General features: G+C 49.8%; 15 protein-coding genes and 2 rRNA genes. 15 read left to right on the top strand and 2 right to left on the bottom strand.

Translation table 11 applies throughout. The features are described 5' to 3' along the window. The 9 genes from FYJ73_RS14710 to FYJ73_RS14670 form a co-directional block, all read left to right on the top strand. A 23S ribosomal RNA gene (locus FYJ73_RS14710) occupies positions 1 to 101 on the top strand; the annotation flags it as partial. A 121-nt stretch (positions 102 to 222) separates the two neighbouring features. Next, positions 223 to 335, top strand: a 5S ribosomal RNA gene (rrf, locus tag FYJ73_RS14705). Between the two features lie 203 nt (positions 336 to 538). After that, complete coding sequence (locus FYJ73_RS14700) at positions 539 to 1,711, top strand: sensor histidine kinase (RefSeq protein ID WP_154535496.1); 1,173 nt, start codon at positions 539 to 541, stop codon at positions 1,709 to 1,711. A 105-nt stretch (positions 1,712 to 1,816) separates the two neighbouring features. After that, positions 1,817 to 2,341: a YceD family protein gene (locus FYJ73_RS14695; RefSeq protein ID WP_154535495.1), complete on the top strand. Its 525-nt coding sequence runs from the start codon at positions 1,817 to 1,819 to the stop codon at positions 2,339 to 2,341. 13 nt (positions 2,342 to 2,354) lie between these two features. Continuing rightward, a complete protein-coding gene (gene rpmF, locus FYJ73_RS14690) occupies positions 2,355 to 2,540 on the top strand; it encodes a 50S ribosomal protein L32 (RefSeq protein ID WP_006848356.1) in 186 nt (61 codons plus the stop codon). Then, a complete protein-coding gene (locus FYJ73_RS14685) occupies positions 2,540 to 3,562 on the top strand; it encodes a beta-ketoacyl-ACP synthase III (RefSeq protein WP_154535494.1) in 1,023 nt (340 codons plus the stop codon). Before rpmF ends, FYJ73_RS14685 begins: the two co-directional genes overlap by 1 nt. Positions 3,563 to 3,667: 105 nt before the next feature. Next, complete coding sequence (gene era, locus FYJ73_RS14680; protein ID WP_154535493.1) at positions 3,668 to 4,549, top strand: GTPase Era; 882 nt, start codon at positions 3,668 to 3,670, stop codon at positions 4,547 to 4,549. A gap of 120 nt (positions 4,550 to 4,669) precedes the next feature. Further along, positions 4,670 to 5,983: a ribosome biogenesis GTPase Der gene (der, locus tag FYJ73_RS14675; protein WP_154535492.1), complete on the top strand. Its 1,314-nt coding sequence runs from the start codon at positions 4,670 to 4,672 to the stop codon at positions 5,981 to 5,983. 1 nt (position 5,984) lies between these two features. Continuing rightward, a complete protein-coding gene (locus tag FYJ73_RS14670) occupies positions 5,985 to 6,383 on the top strand; it encodes a hypothetical protein (protein WP_154535491.1) in 399 nt (132 codons plus the stop codon). Between the two features lie 92 nt (positions 6,384 to 6,475). Here FYJ73_RS14670 and FYJ73_RS14665 read toward each other — a convergent pair whose 3' ends face one another. After that, the gene (locus tag FYJ73_RS14665; RefSeq protein ID WP_154535490.1) at positions 6,476 to 7,249 is read right to left on the bottom strand and encodes an ABC transporter ATP-binding protein; all 774 of its coding nucleotides are present in this window, start codon (positions 7,247 to 7,249) and stop codon (positions 6,476 to 6,478) included. A gap of 3 nt (positions 7,250 to 7,252) precedes the next feature. Further along, the gene (locus FYJ73_RS14660) at positions 7,253 to 8,011 is read right to left on the bottom strand and encodes an MlaE family ABC transporter permease (RefSeq protein ID WP_154535489.1); all 759 of its coding nucleotides are present in this window, start codon (positions 8,009 to 8,011) and stop codon (positions 7,253 to 7,255) included. Positions 8,012 to 8,294: 283 nt separating this feature from the next. Here FYJ73_RS14660 and lptB point away from each other — a divergent pair, with 283 nt between their 5' ends. The 6 genes from lptB (at position 8,295) to FYJ73_RS14630 (ending at position 16,457) form a co-directional block, all read left to right on the top strand. Beyond that, a complete protein-coding gene (lptB, locus tag FYJ73_RS14655) occupies positions 8,295 to 9,113 on the top strand; it encodes an LPS export ABC transporter ATP-binding protein (RefSeq protein WP_154535497.1) in 819 nt (272 codons plus the stop codon). Between the two features lie 179 nt (positions 9,114 to 9,292). Next, on the top strand, positions 9,293 to 10,660 hold the full coding sequence (tig, locus tag FYJ73_RS14650; protein WP_154535488.1) for a trigger factor: 1,368 nt from the start codon (positions 9,293 to 9,295) through the stop codon (positions 10,658 to 10,660). A 175-nt stretch (positions 10,661 to 10,835) separates the two neighbouring features. Then, a complete protein-coding gene (clpP, locus tag FYJ73_RS14645; RefSeq protein ID WP_154535487.1) occupies positions 10,836 to 11,504 on the top strand; it encodes an ATP-dependent Clp endopeptidase proteolytic subunit ClpP in 669 nt (222 codons plus the stop codon). 28 nt (positions 11,505 to 11,532) lie between these two features. After that, positions 11,533 to 12,783 (top strand): ATP-dependent Clp protease ATP-binding subunit ClpX, encoded by a 1,251-nt coding sequence (gene clpX / locus FYJ73_RS14640; RefSeq protein WP_154535486.1) that lies wholly within the window; start codon positions 11,533 to 11,535, stop codon positions 12,781 to 12,783. Positions 12,784 to 12,884: 101 nt separating this feature from the next. Beyond that, the gene (gene recQ / locus FYJ73_RS14635; RefSeq protein WP_154535485.1) at positions 12,885 to 15,113 is read left to right on the top strand and encodes a DNA helicase RecQ; all 2,229 of its coding nucleotides are present in this window, start codon (positions 12,885 to 12,887) and stop codon (positions 15,111 to 15,113) included. A 195-nt stretch (positions 15,114 to 15,308) separates the two neighbouring features. Beyond that, on the top strand, positions 15,309 to 16,457 hold the full coding sequence (locus tag FYJ73_RS14630) for a cellulase family glycosylhydrolase (protein ID WP_154535484.1): 1,149 nt from the start codon (positions 15,309 to 15,311) through the stop codon (positions 16,455 to 16,457). Positions 16,458 to 16,581: the final 124 nt, after the last annotated feature.

The raw sequence follows: 16,581 nt of genomic DNA, 5'->3' as shown, positions 1-16,581 counted from the left end.
TCCATAGAGGGTCGTTGCAGACGACGACGTTGATAGGGTGCAGGTGTAAAGACGGTGACGTCAAAGCCGAGCACTACTAATTGCCCGAGAGCTTCTTTCGAGGCAATGCTTTCAGATGTATTGGCAGGATTCTTTCGGAAACGTAAGAGTTCTGTATAAAATAATAAAGAGTCAAGACGCTTCTTTATAGCGTATAGCTTGTGGCGATAAGTCAACCCCATTTTGGGTGGCTATTGCGGTGGGGTTCCACCTCTTCCCATTCCGAACAGAGAAGTTAAGCCCACTTGCGCCGATGGTACTGCAATGCAATGCGGGAGAGTAGGAGGCCGCCCTCTTTCAACAAGAGCCCTTGAAGACAGCAATGTTTTCAAGGGCTCTTTTGTACGCCCCTCTCTAGCTCTCCCCGAGGGGAGAGAATTGCTAAACCATACTATCTGCACGAATTATATGCTTTGTGGGTATTGCGGTCCCCTCCCCTTGGGGAGGGCTAGGGAGGGGGCTATAATAATTTGCGTTTCTTTTCGTTATTATTAATACTATGCAATGGACAGATAGAATCAGGCAGGTGAAGATTATTCTTGTGGTTATGGCAATCGTTATTGCCGTGGCCTCGCTTGTTGTGTCGCATAGTATGACGCGTGACTTGGAAGCGCAGGAACGCAGTCGCATGGAGGTCTGGGCGGAGGCTATGCGGTCGCTCAACCAGGCCGATGAGAATACTGATTTAAATCTTGTGCTGAAAGTGCTCAATGACAACAATACGATACCTGTTATTGTCCTTGACCATAAAGGTCAGGTGACGGACTTTCGCAATCTTGCCTTAAAAGCCTCTTCCCATGGCGACAGCTTAAGGAAAGCGACAGCGATCGGTCATGAACTTTTAGCAAAGAATCGCAATATTCGTATCTTTCTAGATGGCCGGCATCGCGACTATATTGATGTCTGTTATGATGAGTCGTTGATGCTGAAACGGATTTCCTGGTATCCCTTTGTTCAGTTGGGCGTTGTTCTTCTCTTCGTGGTCATCGCCATCTTTGCTTTGCTCACTTCAAAACGGGCAGAACAGAATAAGGTATGGGTAGGTCTCTCCAAGGAGACTGCTCACCAGTTGGGTACGCCTATTTCCAGTCTAATCGCTTGGGTGGAGATACTGAAAGAGACTTATCCCGACGATACGCTGATTCCCGAAATGGACAAAGACGTGAAGCGTTTACAACTCATCGCCGACCGCTTCTCAAAGATTGGATCTTTGCCGGCTCCTGTACCTACTGATCTGTTGGAGTTGTTGCGTCATGTGGTAGACTATATGGATCGCCGCACAAGCCGGAGGGTAAAGATACTTACTTCCTTCCCTGCCCACCAAGTTATTGTTGACCTCAATGGTTCTCTCTTTGAATGGGTGATAGAGAACCTGTGCAAGAATGCTGTGGATGCTATGGGCGGAGAGACGGGCTCCATCTTGCTGAAGGTTGAGGAAACCGAATCCTGGATCTATCTTGATGTGAGTGACACAGGCAAGGGTATCCGCAAGCGTAATATAAATAATGTGTTCCGCCCGGGCTTCACCACTAAAAAGCGCGGATGGGGACTGGGGCTGAGCCTTGCCAAACGTATTGTGGAGGAATACCATCATGGACATATCTATGTCAAGGAGTCCGTGGTTGGGAAGGGTACGACTTTCCGGATAGAATTGCGTAAGTGCCACGCATAGCCTTTGTTATCATTCCTCTTTTAAGAAAGTTTTTGCAGATAAATTTGACGCTATCAAAAAAAAGTAGTAACTTTGCAAACCAAATGTGATATGTCTGTTTGTGATATGTCTAATTTAGAGCAGTTTAAGATAGACTTAAAAGGCTTGTCGGAAGGCGACAATGTCTTTGACTTCGATTTGAGCGACCCTTACTTCGAGGCTATTCAGGCCCCGGCAGTGAAGCGTGGCCGTGTGCATTCCTCGTTGACGATACGTCGTACGGGGGACGTGTTCTATTTGGATTTTCACACAGACGGCTTTGTCATTGTTCCTTGCGATCTCTGCTTGGAAGACATGGAACAGCCCATAGAGAGCGACGACCATCTGGTGGCAAAGTTTGGAGACGACTACTCGGAAGATGACGACCTCGTCACGGTCAGGGAAGACAACGCTATTCTCGACGTGTCGTGGTTCATCTATGAATTTATAGAGCTCAGTATTCCACTCAGGCATGTGCATGCACCTGGAAAATGCGACCCTGCCATGATGAAGATTCTGCAAGAACATTCGGCCGCCCGAAGCGGTGATGAGGATACAGAGCCTGTGGATTCCCGATGGGCAGCATTGAAAAAGATAAAAGATAAAAATTAAAGATTAAACAATTATGGCACATCCTAAAAGAAGACAGTCTAAGACTCGTACACTCAAGCGTAGAACTCACGATAAGGCAGTAGCCCCCACATTGGCAGTATGCCCTAACTGCGGCGCTTACTATGTCTATCACACCGTTTGCCCGACATGCGGCTACTATCGTGGCAAGGTCGCTATCGTTAAGGAAGCAGCTGAGTAATGGGAAAGATTAACGCGATAATCACAGGTGTTGGCGGCTATGTGCCCGACTATGTCCTCACCAACGAGGAACTGTCGCGCATGGTAGACACCAGCGATGAGTGGATTACTACGCGTGTTGGCATCAAAGAGCGCCGTATCCTCACTGAGGAAGGCCTCGGATCAAGCTATATGGGGCGCAAGGCTGCTAAGCAGCTGCTTCGTAAAACCGGCGTAGATCCGGATACCATTGATGCACTCATCGTTTCGACAACGACCCCTGACTATCCTTTCCCTTCTACGGCAAGCATTATCTTGGGTAAACTGGGACTGAAAAATGCTTTCGCCTTTGATATGTCGTGCGCTTGCTGTGGCTTTATCTACGCCCTTGAGCAGGCGTGCTCGATGATTCAGAGTGGCCGCTACAAAAAGATCATTGTGGTGTCTGCTGAGAAGATGTCGTCGATTGTCGACTACACCGACCGACAGACCTGTGTGCTCTTTGGCGACGGTGCCGGTGCTGTGCTCGTAGAGGCTACAGAAGAGGAAGGTATCGGTTTCCAAGACTCGTTCATGCGTACCGACGGTGCAGGCCTGCCTTTCCTTCATATGAAGGCTGGTGGCAGTGTTTGTCCTCCTTCGCATTTCACGGTAGACCATCGTCTGCACTATATCTATCAGGAGGGACGCAATGTGTTCCGATATGCTGTGACGGATATGAGCGATGACGTAGACTACATCATGAAGCATAACGGGCTGACGGCTGAAGACGTGAACTGGGTGATCCCACATGAGGCAAATCTGCGTATTATCGATGCTGTGGCAAAGCGTGCTGATCTGCCTATTGATAAGGTGATGATCAATATCGACCACTACGGCAATACCAGTTCTGCTACCATTCCTTTGGCTATGTGGGACAATGAGGCGAAATTGAAGAAGGGCGATAACGTCATCCTCACTGCTTTCGGAGCCGGATTTGTTCACGGAGCTATGTATCTCAAATGGGCTTACGATGGTGCTGCCGCAGCAGTGGATAAAAAGTAACACGTAAGATTCTTCATTCATAACAACAGAAAAACGCATCCTTCTTGTTATAGTAAGAATGCGTTTTTTTGTTTGTTGATATTGTATGTTTAATTAAAAGTACTTATGCATAAGGCCGGTTTTGTAAATATCGTAGGAAACCCCAATGTTGGTAAGTCGACACTGATGAACCAGCTTGTCGGTGAGAAGATCAGTATCGCCACGTTTAAGGCGCAGACAACCCGTCATCGCATTATGGGCATTGTCAACAAGCCCAACATGCAGATTGTCTTCTCGGACACCCCCGGTGTGTTGAAGCCAAATTATAAGATGCAGGAAATGATGCTGGCATTCTCGGAGTCAGCCTTGGCCGATGCCGACATCTTGCTCTATGTCACAGATGTGGTGGAGAACCCTGAAAAGAACCTCGACTTTCTGGAAAAGGTTAGGGAAATGAAAATCCCGGTGTTGTTGCTGATCAACAAGATCGACGAGACCGATCAACAGCATCTCGGTGACATCGTGGAGAAGTGGCATGCCCTGTTGCCCAACGCAGAGATCCTTCCGATCTCGGCACAGAACAAGTTTGGCATTGACATGCTCATGAAGCGTATCGAAGAGCTGCTGCCTGAGAGCCCCGCTTATTTCGACAAGGATCAGTTGACCGATAAGCCCGCGAAATTTTTTGTTTCAGAGATTATCCGAGAGAAGATCCTGCGCTATTACGATAAGGAAATTCCTTATTCCGTGGAGGTCGTCGTGGAGCGCTTTAAGGAAGACGAGCATCACATCCATATCAACGCTGTCATCTATGTAGAGCGCGACTCGCAGAAAGGCATCATCATCGGACATCAGGGCACTGCTTTGAAGAAGGTGTCGTCGGAAGCCCGCAAGAGCCTTGAGAAGTTCTTTGGTAAGGCGATCTACTTGGAGACCTTCGTCAAGGTTGACAAAGACTGGCGTAACTCTCAACGGGAACTCGACCACTTCGGGTACAACCCGCAATAAGAATGATCAATGGTGAGTGTTGACACATTCTACACTCCTATATTCCCCTGACTGTATGGCAGGGTGCACTCTCCTTCGGGAGGGCCGAAGAATGTTAAACTTCAGAAATCAAACAACGAAATGGCAAATTTAGTAGCTATCGTAGGACGCCCTAATGTGGGTAAGTCCACACTTTTTAATCGTATGACCCAAAGCCGCAGGGCTATTGTCAGTGATGTGGCCGGTACCACACGCGACCGCCAATATGGCAAGTGCAGTTGGAACGGCAAAGAGTTCTCTGTCGTAGATACGGGTGGCTGGGTCGTGAAATCAGATGATATCTTTGAGGATGCTATCCGTCAGCAGGTGAGGGTCGCCACAGAAGAGGCTGATCTGGTGCTCTTTCTGGTGGATGTGGAGACAGGAGTCACAGACTGGGATGAAGATGTGGCGATGATCCTTCGCCGTGCCAAACTGCCGGTCATCCTTGTGGCTAATAAGGTCGACAATAGTGGCAACGCTTATGAGGCCGCAGAGTTCTATCGTCTCGGACTGGGGGATCCTGTCTGTATCAGTGCCGCTACAGGTGGCGGTACGGGTGATCTGCTCGACATGATACTGACCAAACTGCCGAACAATGTCGACGAGGCTCCTGAGGAAAATATCCCGCGCTTCGCTGTCGTCGGTCGCCCAAATGCCGGTAAGTCAAGTCTGATCAATGCTTTTATTGGTGAGGAGCGTAACATCGTCACTGATATTGCCGGTACCACACGTGACAGCATCTACACACGCTATACCAAATTTGGTTTTGACTTCTATCTTGTCGATACTGCCGGTATCCGCCGTAAGAATAAGGTGAGCGAAGACTTGGAATTCTATAGCGTCATGCGCAGTATCCGTGCGATAGAGAACAGTGATGTCTGCATCTTGATGATCGATGCCACACGAGGCATTGAGGCACAGGACATGAACATCTTCCAGTTGATACAGAAAAACAACAAGAGCCTGGTTGTCGTGGTCAACAAGTGGGACTTGGTGCAGGACAAGAGCCAGAAGGCTATCGACACCTTTAAGAATGCCATCCACAACCGTATGGCTCCCTTTGTTGATTTCCCCATCATCTTTGCATCCGCGCTGACCAAACAGCGTATCTTCAAGGTGTTGGAAACCGCTAAGCAGGTCTATCTCAACCGTGAGACACGTATCGGTACGACAAAGCTCAATGAGGTGATGTTGCCAATTATCGAGCAGACACCTCCACCTTCTACAAAAGGAAAGTATATCAAGATCAAGTATTGCTCGCAGTTGCCCAACACACAGATCCCCTCTTTCGTGTTCTATGCCAATCTGCCACAATATATCAAGGAGCCTTATCGCCGCTTCCTGGAGAACAAGATCCGTGAGAACTGGTCGATGCATGGCTGCCCGATCAATGTGTTTATCCGTCAGAAGTAAGATGCAGAGAATATGGCGATATGTGGTGTCGGCCGCTATCTTGTCCTTGCCTATGGCATGCAAGAAAGCGCCTACGCCCGCCGAGATAGCCGCTCATGCAGCCAAAGGCTACTACGACCAGCTTTTGTCAGGTAAGTATGAGGATTTCGTAGCTGGCACCTACATGCCTTATAAGATTCCGGACAGCTATCGCAGACAACTGGTCGACAATGCACGGATGTTTGTGGCACAACAGGAGCAGGAGCATCGCGGCATCAAGAAGGTGAAGATCTTGGATGCCAAGGCTGATACTGTCAAGCATGTGGCCAATGTGTATCTGATATTTGAATATGGAGACAGCACGCGCGAAGAAGTGTGCGTGCCAATGGTGGAGAAGAAGGGCGTATGGTATACACGCTGACGCTCTCCCGCCATGAAGGAAAATTTAAGAAAGAAAAAAACGCTTCCTCTCACAATGGAGAGGAAGCGTTTTTTCTTATGCTGCCGGGTGATCTAAGCGTTCTCTTCTTCCTGCATCTCCACCTTCTTCACCTTACGGAACAGATCGCTGGCAAAGACCAGGTCGTTGAGTTTCTTATTGGTGGAGCTGATGACCTGGTCTTTGTTTCCCTGCCACTCCTTGTGACCTTTATAAATAAAGACGATATTCTCCCCGATACCCATGACCGAGTTCATGTCATGTGTGTTGATGATCGTCGTCATCTGATAGTCTTTAGTGATCTCCGACAGCAGCTTGTCGATGACCAGTGAGGTTTTGGGATCCAGACCGGAGTTCGGCTCGTCGCAAAAGAGATACTTTGGGTTGAGCACGATGGCGCGCGCAATGGCCACGCGTTTCTGCATGCCGCCTGAGATCTCGTCGGGGTATTTGCTGCGGGCGTCCAGGAGGTTGACACGCTCCAGACACTCCTGTGCTCTTTTGGCACGCTCACGGGCAGTCATATTGGAGAACATGTCCAAAGGGAACTGTACGTTCTCTTGTACGGTCAACGAGTCGAAGAGGGCCGCCCCTTGGAAGATCATCCCCATCTCGCGCCGCATCATCACTTTCTCTTTCTTCGTCATCGCCGTGAAGTCACGTCCGTCGTAGAGAATCTGCCCTTGTGTTGGTTCAAGCAGTCCTACGATGTTTTTCATCAGCACTGTCTTGCCGGAACCACTCTGCCCGATGATGAGATTAGTCTTACCAGTCTCAAAGACTGCGCTGATGTCGTCGAGAACAGTCTTGTCCTCAAAACGTTTCGTTAGATTTTTGACTTCTATCATAGCTTAACTCAGTAATTGCGTAAGGAAAACGTCGGAGAAGAGAATCAGCACACTGCTGCAAACGACGGCGTCGGTGGATGCTTTTCCCACCTCTACGGAGCCTCCTTCCACCGTGTAGCCGAAATACGACGATACGCTGGAGATGATGAAGGCAAAGAACAGACTCTTGATGATACTCATCCACATAAACCATGGATTGAAGGCATGGTGCATGCCGGCAGTGAGATCGTCGGGCGACATCATGTGTCCGATGATCGCTGTGGCGTAGGCGCCAATGATGCCCATGGCTGAAGAGAAGATCACCAGAAAAGGCATGATGGTGACTAATCCAAGAATCTTCGGAAGTATCAGGTAGTTGGCTGAGTTCACTCCCATGATATCCAGCGCGTCAATTTGCTGTGTGACACGCATCGTGCCTAACTCAGAGGCGATATTTGACCCCACCTTGCCGGAAAGGATCAGACACATGATGGAAGAGGAAAACTCAAGAAGCATGATCTCGCGCGTGGTGTAGCCCGTTGTCCAACGCGGCATCCACGGACTGGAGATGTTTACCTTCATCTGGATACAGATGACCGCACCGATGAAGAAGCTGATCATCAGCACGATAGCGATGGAGTCGACTCCCAGCTGGGACATCTCTTTCACATAGCGCTTCATAAACATGCGCATTCGTTCCGGACGCGCAAAGGTGCGTCCCATCAAGATGAGATAACGTCCGAAGGTGGTGAGATAACGATGAAGCAACTTCAATAAAAGCATGGGCTATAACCTATTTGATGATGCAAAAGTAACCAAAATCCCATAAAAAACTGCAATAAACAGAAGAGTTTTTGCTTTTATCAATGTTATTAGGTGTTTTTTTAGTATTTTTGCATTCAAAACTATTATCATGGACGAAACATTACAAGCACCTGTACAGCAGGATACGGAAGACCAGCAACCATTGCAGACTGCCGAGGAAAACGCAACCGAAGAGGCTGCTCAGACTGAGGCACGCCCCGATGTGGAGCACATGACTCCCGAGGAGGTGGACAAGTTGCTCATGAGCAAGTTGAAACATAAGGAGTTGCATGCTGAGGGACTGGTCAAACGCTATGGTAAACGTACTGTGGCGGATCATGTCACGTTTAATGTCAAGCAAGGCGAGATCGTTGGATTGCTTGGACCTAATGGTGCCGGCAAGACGACCTCTTTCTACATGACGACGGGGTTGATCGTGCCCAACGAGGGACATGTCTTCATCGATGATAAGGAAATCACGAAGTATCCCGTTTATAAGCGTGCCCGGGCCGGCATTGGATATCTGCCTCAGGAGGCCAGCGTGTTCAGAAAACTGAGCGTGGAAGACAATATCATGGCGGTGCTGGAGATGACAAAGCTGTCACATCAGGCGCAACTCGACAAGTTGGAGAGTCTGATCAGCGAGTTCCGGCTCAACAAGGTGAGGAAGAACAAGGGCGACCGTCTCTCCGGCGGTGAGCGCCGCCGTACGGAGATTGCCCGCTGTCTGGCTATCGATCCGAAGTTCATCATGCTTGATGAGCCTTTCGCCGGTGTCGACCCTATCGCCGTAGAAGACATTCAGCATATCGTGTGGCGACTGAAATACCGCAATATTGGCATTCTCATCACTGACCATAACGTGCAGGAAACGCTGTCCATCACCGACCGGGCCTATCTGCTCTTTGAAGGTCGCATTCTGTTTCAGGGACTGCCTGAGGAACTGGCAGCTAACAAAGTCGTAAGAAAGAATTATCTGAGTGATAACTTTGTATACCGCAAATTCCAGTCCAATGAGGAGGACCGGGCCTTTGCCGCCCAATCCCGAAAGTCTTTGCTTGCAGAAGTTTATGGCGAGTAGATCATGGTTAAAAAAACAAATTTTTCCACCTTATATTAGGTAGATTGGTAAAATATGCGTAATTTTGCCAGTCAATATGGCTCTTGTCGCTCGACGGGCGATAAGAGTTTGCTGTTTCCTTACGGAGATAAGTCATGTAATCCTTACGGAGATAAATCATAAACAATATAAACCAAAAGATGAAAGTTTCATTTGAAAATCCCGACAAGATCAACGGACTGTTGACCATTACTGTCGAAGAAGATGACTACAAAAACGATGTCGAGAAGGAACTCAAGGAGTATCGCAAAAGAGCCAACATCCCCGGCTTCCGTCCCGGCAAGGCTCCTATGGGCATGATCAAACGCCAGTTTGAGCCCAGCGCCAAGATGGATGCTATCAACAAGGTGCTCAATGACGAACTTCAGAAGTATATTGCTGACAACAAGATTCAGATGCTCGGCGAGCCTCTGGCCTCTGACAAGCAGGAGCCTCAGGATCTGGAGAAGCCGGCTCCTTATACTTTCATGTTCGACATCGCCGTCGCTCCTGAGTTCAACATCGAGCTGAGCGACAAGGATACTGTCGACTATTACGAGATCACTGTTGACGATGCGCTCGTTGACAAGCAGGTGGATATGTTCGCCAACCGTCTTGGCGGATACGTTGACGTTGAGGACTATCAGGAGAACGATATGCTCAAGGGTGACATCCGTGAACTCGACGACAAGGGCAATACCAAGGAAGGTGGCCTGACCATCGAGGGAGCCGTGCTGATGCCTAACTACCTGAAGAACGACGACCAGAAGAAACTCTTCGAAGGCGCTAAGAAAGGTGATATCATCACCTTCAATCCTTCTAAGGCATACGACGGCAATGAGGTACAGATCTCTTCCCTGTTGAAGATCGAGAAGGATCAGGTTGCCAACTACCAGGGCGACTTCAGCTTCCAGATTACTGGCATCCAGCGTTTCCAGAAGCACGCTGTGGATCAGGAGCTCTTCGATCAGACCTTCGGCAAGGACGCCGTTAAGGACGAGAAGGAATTCCGTAGCAAGATCGCTGAGGGACTCAAGGAGCAGCTCGTTCGCGACAGCGACTACAAGTTCCTGCTCGATGTCCGCAAGTATGCTGAGGACAAGATCGGCCAGCTGACTTATCCCGATGCTCTTCTGAAGCGTGTCATGAAGCAGGGCAGCAAGGAGAAGGACGAGAAGAAGCTCAACGAGATGATCGACAAGAACTACGAGGCAAGCCTCAAGGAACTCAACTGGAGCCTGATCCGCAACAAACTCTCTGAGCAGACCGGCATCAAGGTCAATGACGACGATGTCAAGGAGGCTGCCCGTGAGACCGCTCGCATCCAGTTCGCACAGTATGGCATGAGCAACGTTCCTGAAGAGTACATCAACAACTACGCTGATGAGCTCCTCAAGAAGCGCGAGAACGCCCAGGGCTTTGTGGATCGCGCTATCGACGTGAAGCTCTCTGACGCTTTGAAGAAAGTCGTCAAGCTGAACAAGAAAGAGATCAGCCTTGATGATTTCAACAAGATGATGGGCGAGTAATGTGCGCATAAAATAAGATTTTAATAAAAAATAATCTCTTGATTGAAGAGGTTACCAGCTTTTTTTATTATCTTTGTGTAATCAACACGAGGATTAGGTTTGAAACCGGTAAAAAGAGCTGATAACCTCTTTTCTCGTATTTGACTATTAACATTGAATATATTAAGGAAATCGAATGAACAACGACTTTAGAAAATTTGCCACGGGGCACTTAGGCATGAACGGCCTGGCTCTGGATGATGTGGTCAAGGCGCAGCAACAATATCTCAATCCGTATATCCTCGAAGAGCGTCAGCTCAACGTCACGCAGATGGATGTGTTTTCACGACTGATGATGGACCGCATCATCTTCTTGGGAACTGAGATCGACGACTATACAGCCAATACGCTTCAGGCCCAGTTGCTCTACCTCGACTCTGTCGACAATGGCAAGGATATTTCCATCTATGTCAATTCTCCCGGTGGAAGTGTGACAGCAGGACTGGGTATCTACGACACCATGCAGTTCATTACCAGCGATGTGGCAACGATCTGCACGGGTATGGCTGCCTCAATGGCTGCAGTGCTGCTTGTCTCCGGCACCGAAGGCAAGCGCTCCGCACTGCCTCATAGCCGCGTGATGATCCATCAGCCCTTAGGTGGCGTGCAGGGCCAGGCTTCGGATATCGAGATCGAGGCCCGTGAGATCCAGAAGTTCAAGAAAGAACTCTATACCATCATCTCCAACCACTCCCACCAGCCCTACGAGAAAGTGTGGAAAGACAGTGACCGTAATTACTGGATGACCGCCGAGGAGGCTAAGGAGTATGGTATGATCGATACGGTGTTAACAAGAAAGCAATAATCTTAGTAACCAGGAGGAATAAGAAAACATGCCGAAAAAAGTATGTAGCTTCTGTGGTCGTGACGAATCACAGGTGAAACTGCTTATCACAGGACTCAACGGTTATATCTGTGAGGACTGTGCTGTGCAGGCTTACAAGATAGTTAAGGATACCGGCGTACTCGGCAACGTGGATGCGGAGGCCAGCGCAAAGTCTAATGAGGCTTTCCGCAAAAAGGCCCGTATCCCCAAGCCTAAGGAGATCAAGAAATATCTCGACGAGTATGTCATAGGACAGGACGAGGCCAAGCGCTATCTGTCTGTGGCGGTGTATAATCACTACAAGCGTCTGCTTCAGCCCTCTGATGACGATGGCGTTGAGATCGAAAAAAGCAATATCGTCATGGTAGGCTCTACGGGTACGGGTAAGACCCTGCTGGCCCGCACCATCGCCAAGTTGCTTGATGTCCCGTTTACCATTGTCGACGCTACTGTGTTTACCGAGGCCGGCTACGTCGGAGAGGATGTGGAGAGCATCTTGAGCCGTCTGCTTCAAGTGGCCAACTATGATGTGGCCGCTGCCGAGCGGGGCATCGTCTTCATCGACGAGATCGACAAGATAGCACGCAAAGGCGACAATCCAAGCATCACGCGCGATGTCAGCGGTGAGGGCGTGCAGCAGAGTCTGCTCAAACTCTTGGAGGGAACGATGGTCAACGTACCGCCAAAGGGAGGGCGCAAGCACCCTGATCAGGACTATGTGCATGTCAACACCAAGAACATCCTGTTTATCTGCGGTGGTGCCTTTGATGGCATAGAGCGCAAGATCGCTCAGCGTCTCAATACCCATACGGTCGGATACAACTCTGTGCAGAACGCACGTAACATCGACCGCAATGATCTGATGAAGTATATCCTTCCGCAGGACTTGAAGGCGTTTGGCCTGATCCCGGAGCTGATCGGCCGTCTGCCGGTGCTGACCTATCTCAATCCTTTGGACCGTGATGCTTTGCGCCGTATCCTGGTAGAGCCGAAGAACTCTATCGTCAAGCAGTACATCAAACTCTTTGCGATGGATCACATCACATTGACCTTCACCGAGGAGGCTCTGGACTTTATCGTCGACAAGGCTGTGGAGTATAAGCTGGGTGCGCGTGGTCTGCGCTCCATCGTTGAGGAGGTGATGATGGATGCCATGTTTGACGTGCCGTCAAGACGCATCAAGAAGTTTGAGGTGACGCTCGACTATGCCAAACAGCAATTGGACAAGGCTCATCTGCAGCGACTCGAATCGGCTTAAACCGTTTGGGAAGCACGCAGAAAGGGCTGTCATGGCAGAGGCCGTGGAAACGGCCTTCTGCATATTTCATTATTAAATAAGAATCATCTAAGGAGCATGCAATGACTAAGGAAGTGGACTTGACTCAAGCATTGAAGAAGTACTTTGGCTTTGATCATTTCAAGGGCGATCAGGAAGCGATCATCCGCAATCTCATGGCTGGCAACAACACCTTTGTGCTGATGCCTACCGGTGGCGGCAAGAGTCTGTGCTATCAGTTGCCGTCGCTGATCATGGAGGGAACGGCTATTGTCGTGTCGCCTTTGATCGCACTGATGAAAAACCAGGTCGATGTCATCAATGGCCTGACAGAAGAAGACGGCCTGGCTCACTTCCTTAACTCCTCGCTCAACCGTGCTGCCATCAACCGTGTGGTGGATGACGTGCACAGCGGGCGCACGAAGTTGTTGTATGTGGCCCCAGAATCTCTTAATAAAGAGGAGAACCTTGAGTTCTTCTCTTCTTTCCATATCTCTTTCTATGCCATTGATGAGGCACACTGTATTTCGGAGTGGGGGCATGACTTCCGGCCTGAATACCGAAACATACGGCCTACCATCAACCGCATTGCTGAGATACAGCATGTCGATTCCGTGCCCGTTATTGCCTTGACGGCAACAGCCACGGACAAGGTGCGGTCAGACATCAAAAAAAGCCTTGGCATCCTCGATGCTGAGGAGTTCCGTAGTTCTTTCAACCGTCCTAACCTCTACTACGAGGTGCGGCAGAAGATCAGCGAGGAAGATACCGACAGCCAGATTATCCGGTTTATCAAACAGCATCCCGGCAAGAGCGGCATCATCTATTGTCTCTCGCGTAAGAAGGTGGAAGAGCTGGCCAAGAAACTACAGATCAACGGCTTCAAGGCTGCGCCCTATCATGCCGGCCTCGACTCAGAGTTGCGCACAAAGACGCAGGACGACTTCTTGAAGGAGGAGATCGATGTCATTGTGGCCACCATCGCCTTTGGCATGGGCATCGACAAACCCGATGTACGTTTCGTCATCCATTACGACATCCCCAAGAGTCTCGAAGGCTATTATCAGGAGACGGGCAGAGCCGGGCGCGACGGCGGTGAGGGCATCTGTATCGCTTTCTATTCTCCCAAGGACCTGAAGAAACTCGAGAAGTTCATGGAGAACAAGGATGTCAACGAGAAGGAAATCGGCTATCAGCTCCTCCAGGAGACCAAAGCCTACGCCGAGTCTTCGGTATGCCGCCGCAAGATGTTGCTGCACTATTTTGGTGAGGAATACCCTCAAGACAACTGCGGCAATTGCGACAACTGCCTGCATCCCCAGAAGCAGTTCGAGGCTACGGAGGCGTTGCTCATCGTCCTCAATGCCATCAAGGCCGTGAAGGAAAACTTCGACCAGGCCTATATCACCGACTTCGTTAAAGGTCGTGCCACGGACAACATTGTGCGCCATGGCCACAACAAGCTGCCGGAATTCGGTGCCGGTGCCAAACTCAATGAAGAGGACTCCTCCATTTGGAATCCTGTTATCCGTCAGGCCATGATCTCGCATTATATCCGTAAGGATGTGGAAAATTTTGGCTTGTTGAAGCTGACACCCGAGGGAAGGATGTTTATCAAAAGTCCGAAGCCTTTCTTTGCCGTTCACGACCGGGAGTACGACGACGTGGAGGAGAATGCCGAGGGAGGTGTGAGTGCCTTAGACCAGGAGTTGCTCGGCTTGCTCAAAGGTCTGCGCAAGGATGTGGCCCACAAACATAACCTTCCGCCTTATGTGATCTTCCAGGACATCTCACTCTCGCAGATGGCGACGAGCTATCCCGTCACTATGGAAGAACTGCAACAGATACAAGGTGTAGGACAGGGCAAGGCACATAAATATGGCAAACCCTTCGTAGATCTCATCAAGAAGTATTGCGAGGACAACGACATCCAGCGGGTGGACATGATGCGTGTCATCAGTCTGCCCAAGAAGTCGATGAAGAAATTGAAGATCATCGAGCTCATCGACCGTCGTGTGCCGTTAGATGAGATCGCCACGATGCAAGGCTGTGGCTTCGATGATCTGATCGACGATATCGAGTCCATTGTCAACAGTGGTATGAAGGTTGATATCAGCTATTACCTCGACGACGAGGATGTCATAGACCCTGATGAGGTGGATGACATCTATGACTATTTCCGCAGCAGCGACAGCGATGATGTCGACACTGCCATTGATGATTGCGAGATCTACGACGATGACGGAGGCCTCACCGCCGAGGAGAAAGTACGACTGGTGCTGATCAAATTCCTTTCCGAGCAGGCCAACTGATCTTTGCCTGGTTTTTCGGATATTCATGTCACGGACAGCTTCAATCATACGCCCGTCCGCTCTGTCAGGGAGCGGACGGGTGTTTTTGTGTTTTCACGGGTCGTGTAACAAGATAGAAAGTATGTGTAACGCAGGAAGAAGTTGGTGTGACAGAGAAATCATACCTTTGCATATCTATTACGCATCATTCACAATATGAAACAAGCAATCCTATCTGCTATTTTTGGTCTGTGCCTGACCGTAGGCGCTTGGGCCCAAGTACCTTTCGGCCATACGCCGCCTTTGCATGTCGACGGCAATCAGTTGCACGATCCACAGGGCAATACCGTCGTGCTCCATGGAGTGATGGACACGCCGAGTCCTTATTTCAATTCCTGGCGCTGGGGCAATAATGCCAACGATGCCCATGTCGATGCTTGCCTGCAATATTTCGACAAGCTCTATACGGCCATTACCGACACGACGCAAGGAGCCTTCGCCAACGTCTTCCGTCTTCATCTCGATCCTTGTTGGACCAATGATCCCGACAAGAAAAGCGACGGCAAGGAGTCGGGCGAGGCTGACATCAGTCGGTTCAGCGCTCAGCGTCTCGAGAAATACCTTCGCTCACTCTACTTCCCTTTGGCACGCAAGGCTGTGGGGCATGGACTCTATGTAGTCATGCGCCCGCCGGGGGTGTGTCCCAAGACCATTCAGGCCGGAGGTGAATACCAGCAATATCTCATGACCGTGTGGGACATTGTCTCACGCAACGATTCCGTGCGCAAATATGCCGGACAGCTGTCCATCGAATTGGCCAATGAACCTGTGCAGGTCACTGACAGCACAGGACAAGAGACACCCCAAGCGTTGCAACAGTTCTTCCAGCCTATCGTCAACAAAATACGTGCTAATGGCTTCACCGGCATCATCTGGGTGCCGGGAAGTGGATGGCAGAGCAACTATCGCGGCTACGCCACTTATCCCATCCGCGGTTATAATATCGGCTATGCCGTCCATGATTATCCCGGCTGGTATGGCACAAGTGACAGCCAGACCGATGCGGAAAATGGCATCCGGCAGTTCCATGAGGCCGTGCCGGTGGTTGACACCCATCCTGTCATCATCACGGAGGTCGACTGGAGTCCTGAGAAGCCGGGAGCCGGACACTACAACGAGCATGGTGAATGGGTGCCTGCCAACTATGGCACATGGGCCACGGCGTCTACTTCCAAGTGGGGCAAGACCTACAAGCAGTTGCTCGACCACTATGGCAATATCTCCATGACGCTCTCCGGAACGGGATGCTATATCGACATCGACCATTATCTGTCCACCGGTACGGTGCGTCCTGCCTTTCAGTAAAGAAACCTCCATTTGAGACACTATACACCAAGCATAGCAACAAGCTCTTCTATATATTTAAGCATGGTTGCCGTACCCCATTTCCCACCATCTTTGGTTCTCACCTTCTTGTATTTTGAAAGGT

The sequence above is a fragment of the Hallella mizrahii genome (genome assembly GCF_009695775.1).
GTDB lineage: Bacteria > Bacteroidota > Bacteroidia > Bacteroidales > Bacteroidaceae > Prevotella > Prevotella mizrahii.
Note: the sequence above shows the minus strand (reverse complement) of the source record. Positions and strands in the feature narration are given on the sequence as shown.

Coding starts and splice junctions, on each gene's coding strand:
- FYJ73_RS14630 (WP_154535484.1), top strand. CDS start 15,309: ATGAAACAAGCAATCCTATCTGCTATTTTTGGTCTGTGCCTGACCGTA.
- recQ (WP_154535485.1), top strand. CDS start 12,885: ATGACTAAGGAAGTGGACTTGACTCAAGCATTGAAGAAGTACTTTGGC.
- der (WP_154535492.1), top strand. CDS start 4,670: ATGGCAAATTTAGTAGCTATCGTAGGACGCCCTAATGTGGGTAAGTCC.
- FYJ73_RS14660 (WP_154535489.1), bottom strand. CDS start 8,011: ATGCTTTTATTGAAGTTGCTTCATCGTTATCTCACCACCTTCGGACGT.
- lptB (WP_154535497.1), top strand. CDS start 8,295: ATGAGCAAGTTGAAACATAAGGAGTTGCATGCTGAGGGACTGGTCAAA.
- FYJ73_RS14665 (WP_154535490.1), bottom strand. CDS start 7,249: ATGATAGAAGTCAAAAATCTAACGAAACGTTTTGAGGACAAGACTGTT.
- clpX (WP_154535486.1), top strand. CDS start 11,533: ATGCCGAAAAAAGTATGTAGCTTCTGTGGTCGTGACGAATCACAGGTG.
- clpP (WP_154535487.1), top strand. CDS start 10,836: ATGAACAACGACTTTAGAAAATTTGCCACGGGGCACTTAGGCATGAAC.
- rpmF (WP_006848356.1), top strand. CDS start 2,355: ATGGCACATCCTAAAAGAAGACAGTCTAAGACTCGTACACTCAAGCGT.
- FYJ73_RS14670 (WP_154535491.1), top strand. CDS start 5,985: ATGCAGAGAATATGGCGATATGTGGTGTCGGCCGCTATCTTGTCCTTG.
- era (WP_154535493.1), top strand. CDS start 3,668: ATGCATAAGGCCGGTTTTGTAAATATCGTAGGAAACCCCAATGTTGGT.
- FYJ73_RS14700 (WP_154535496.1), top strand. CDS start 539: ATGCAATGGACAGATAGAATCAGGCAGGTGAAGATTATTCTTGTGGTT.
- FYJ73_RS14685 (WP_154535494.1), top strand. CDS start 2,540: ATGGGAAAGATTAACGCGATAATCACAGGTGTTGGCGGCTATGTGCCC.
- FYJ73_RS14695 (WP_154535495.1), top strand. CDS start 1,817: ATGTCTAATTTAGAGCAGTTTAAGATAGACTTAAAAGGCTTGTCGGAA.
- tig (WP_154535488.1), top strand. CDS start 9,293: ATGAAAGTTTCATTTGAAAATCCCGACAAGATCAACGGACTGTTGACC.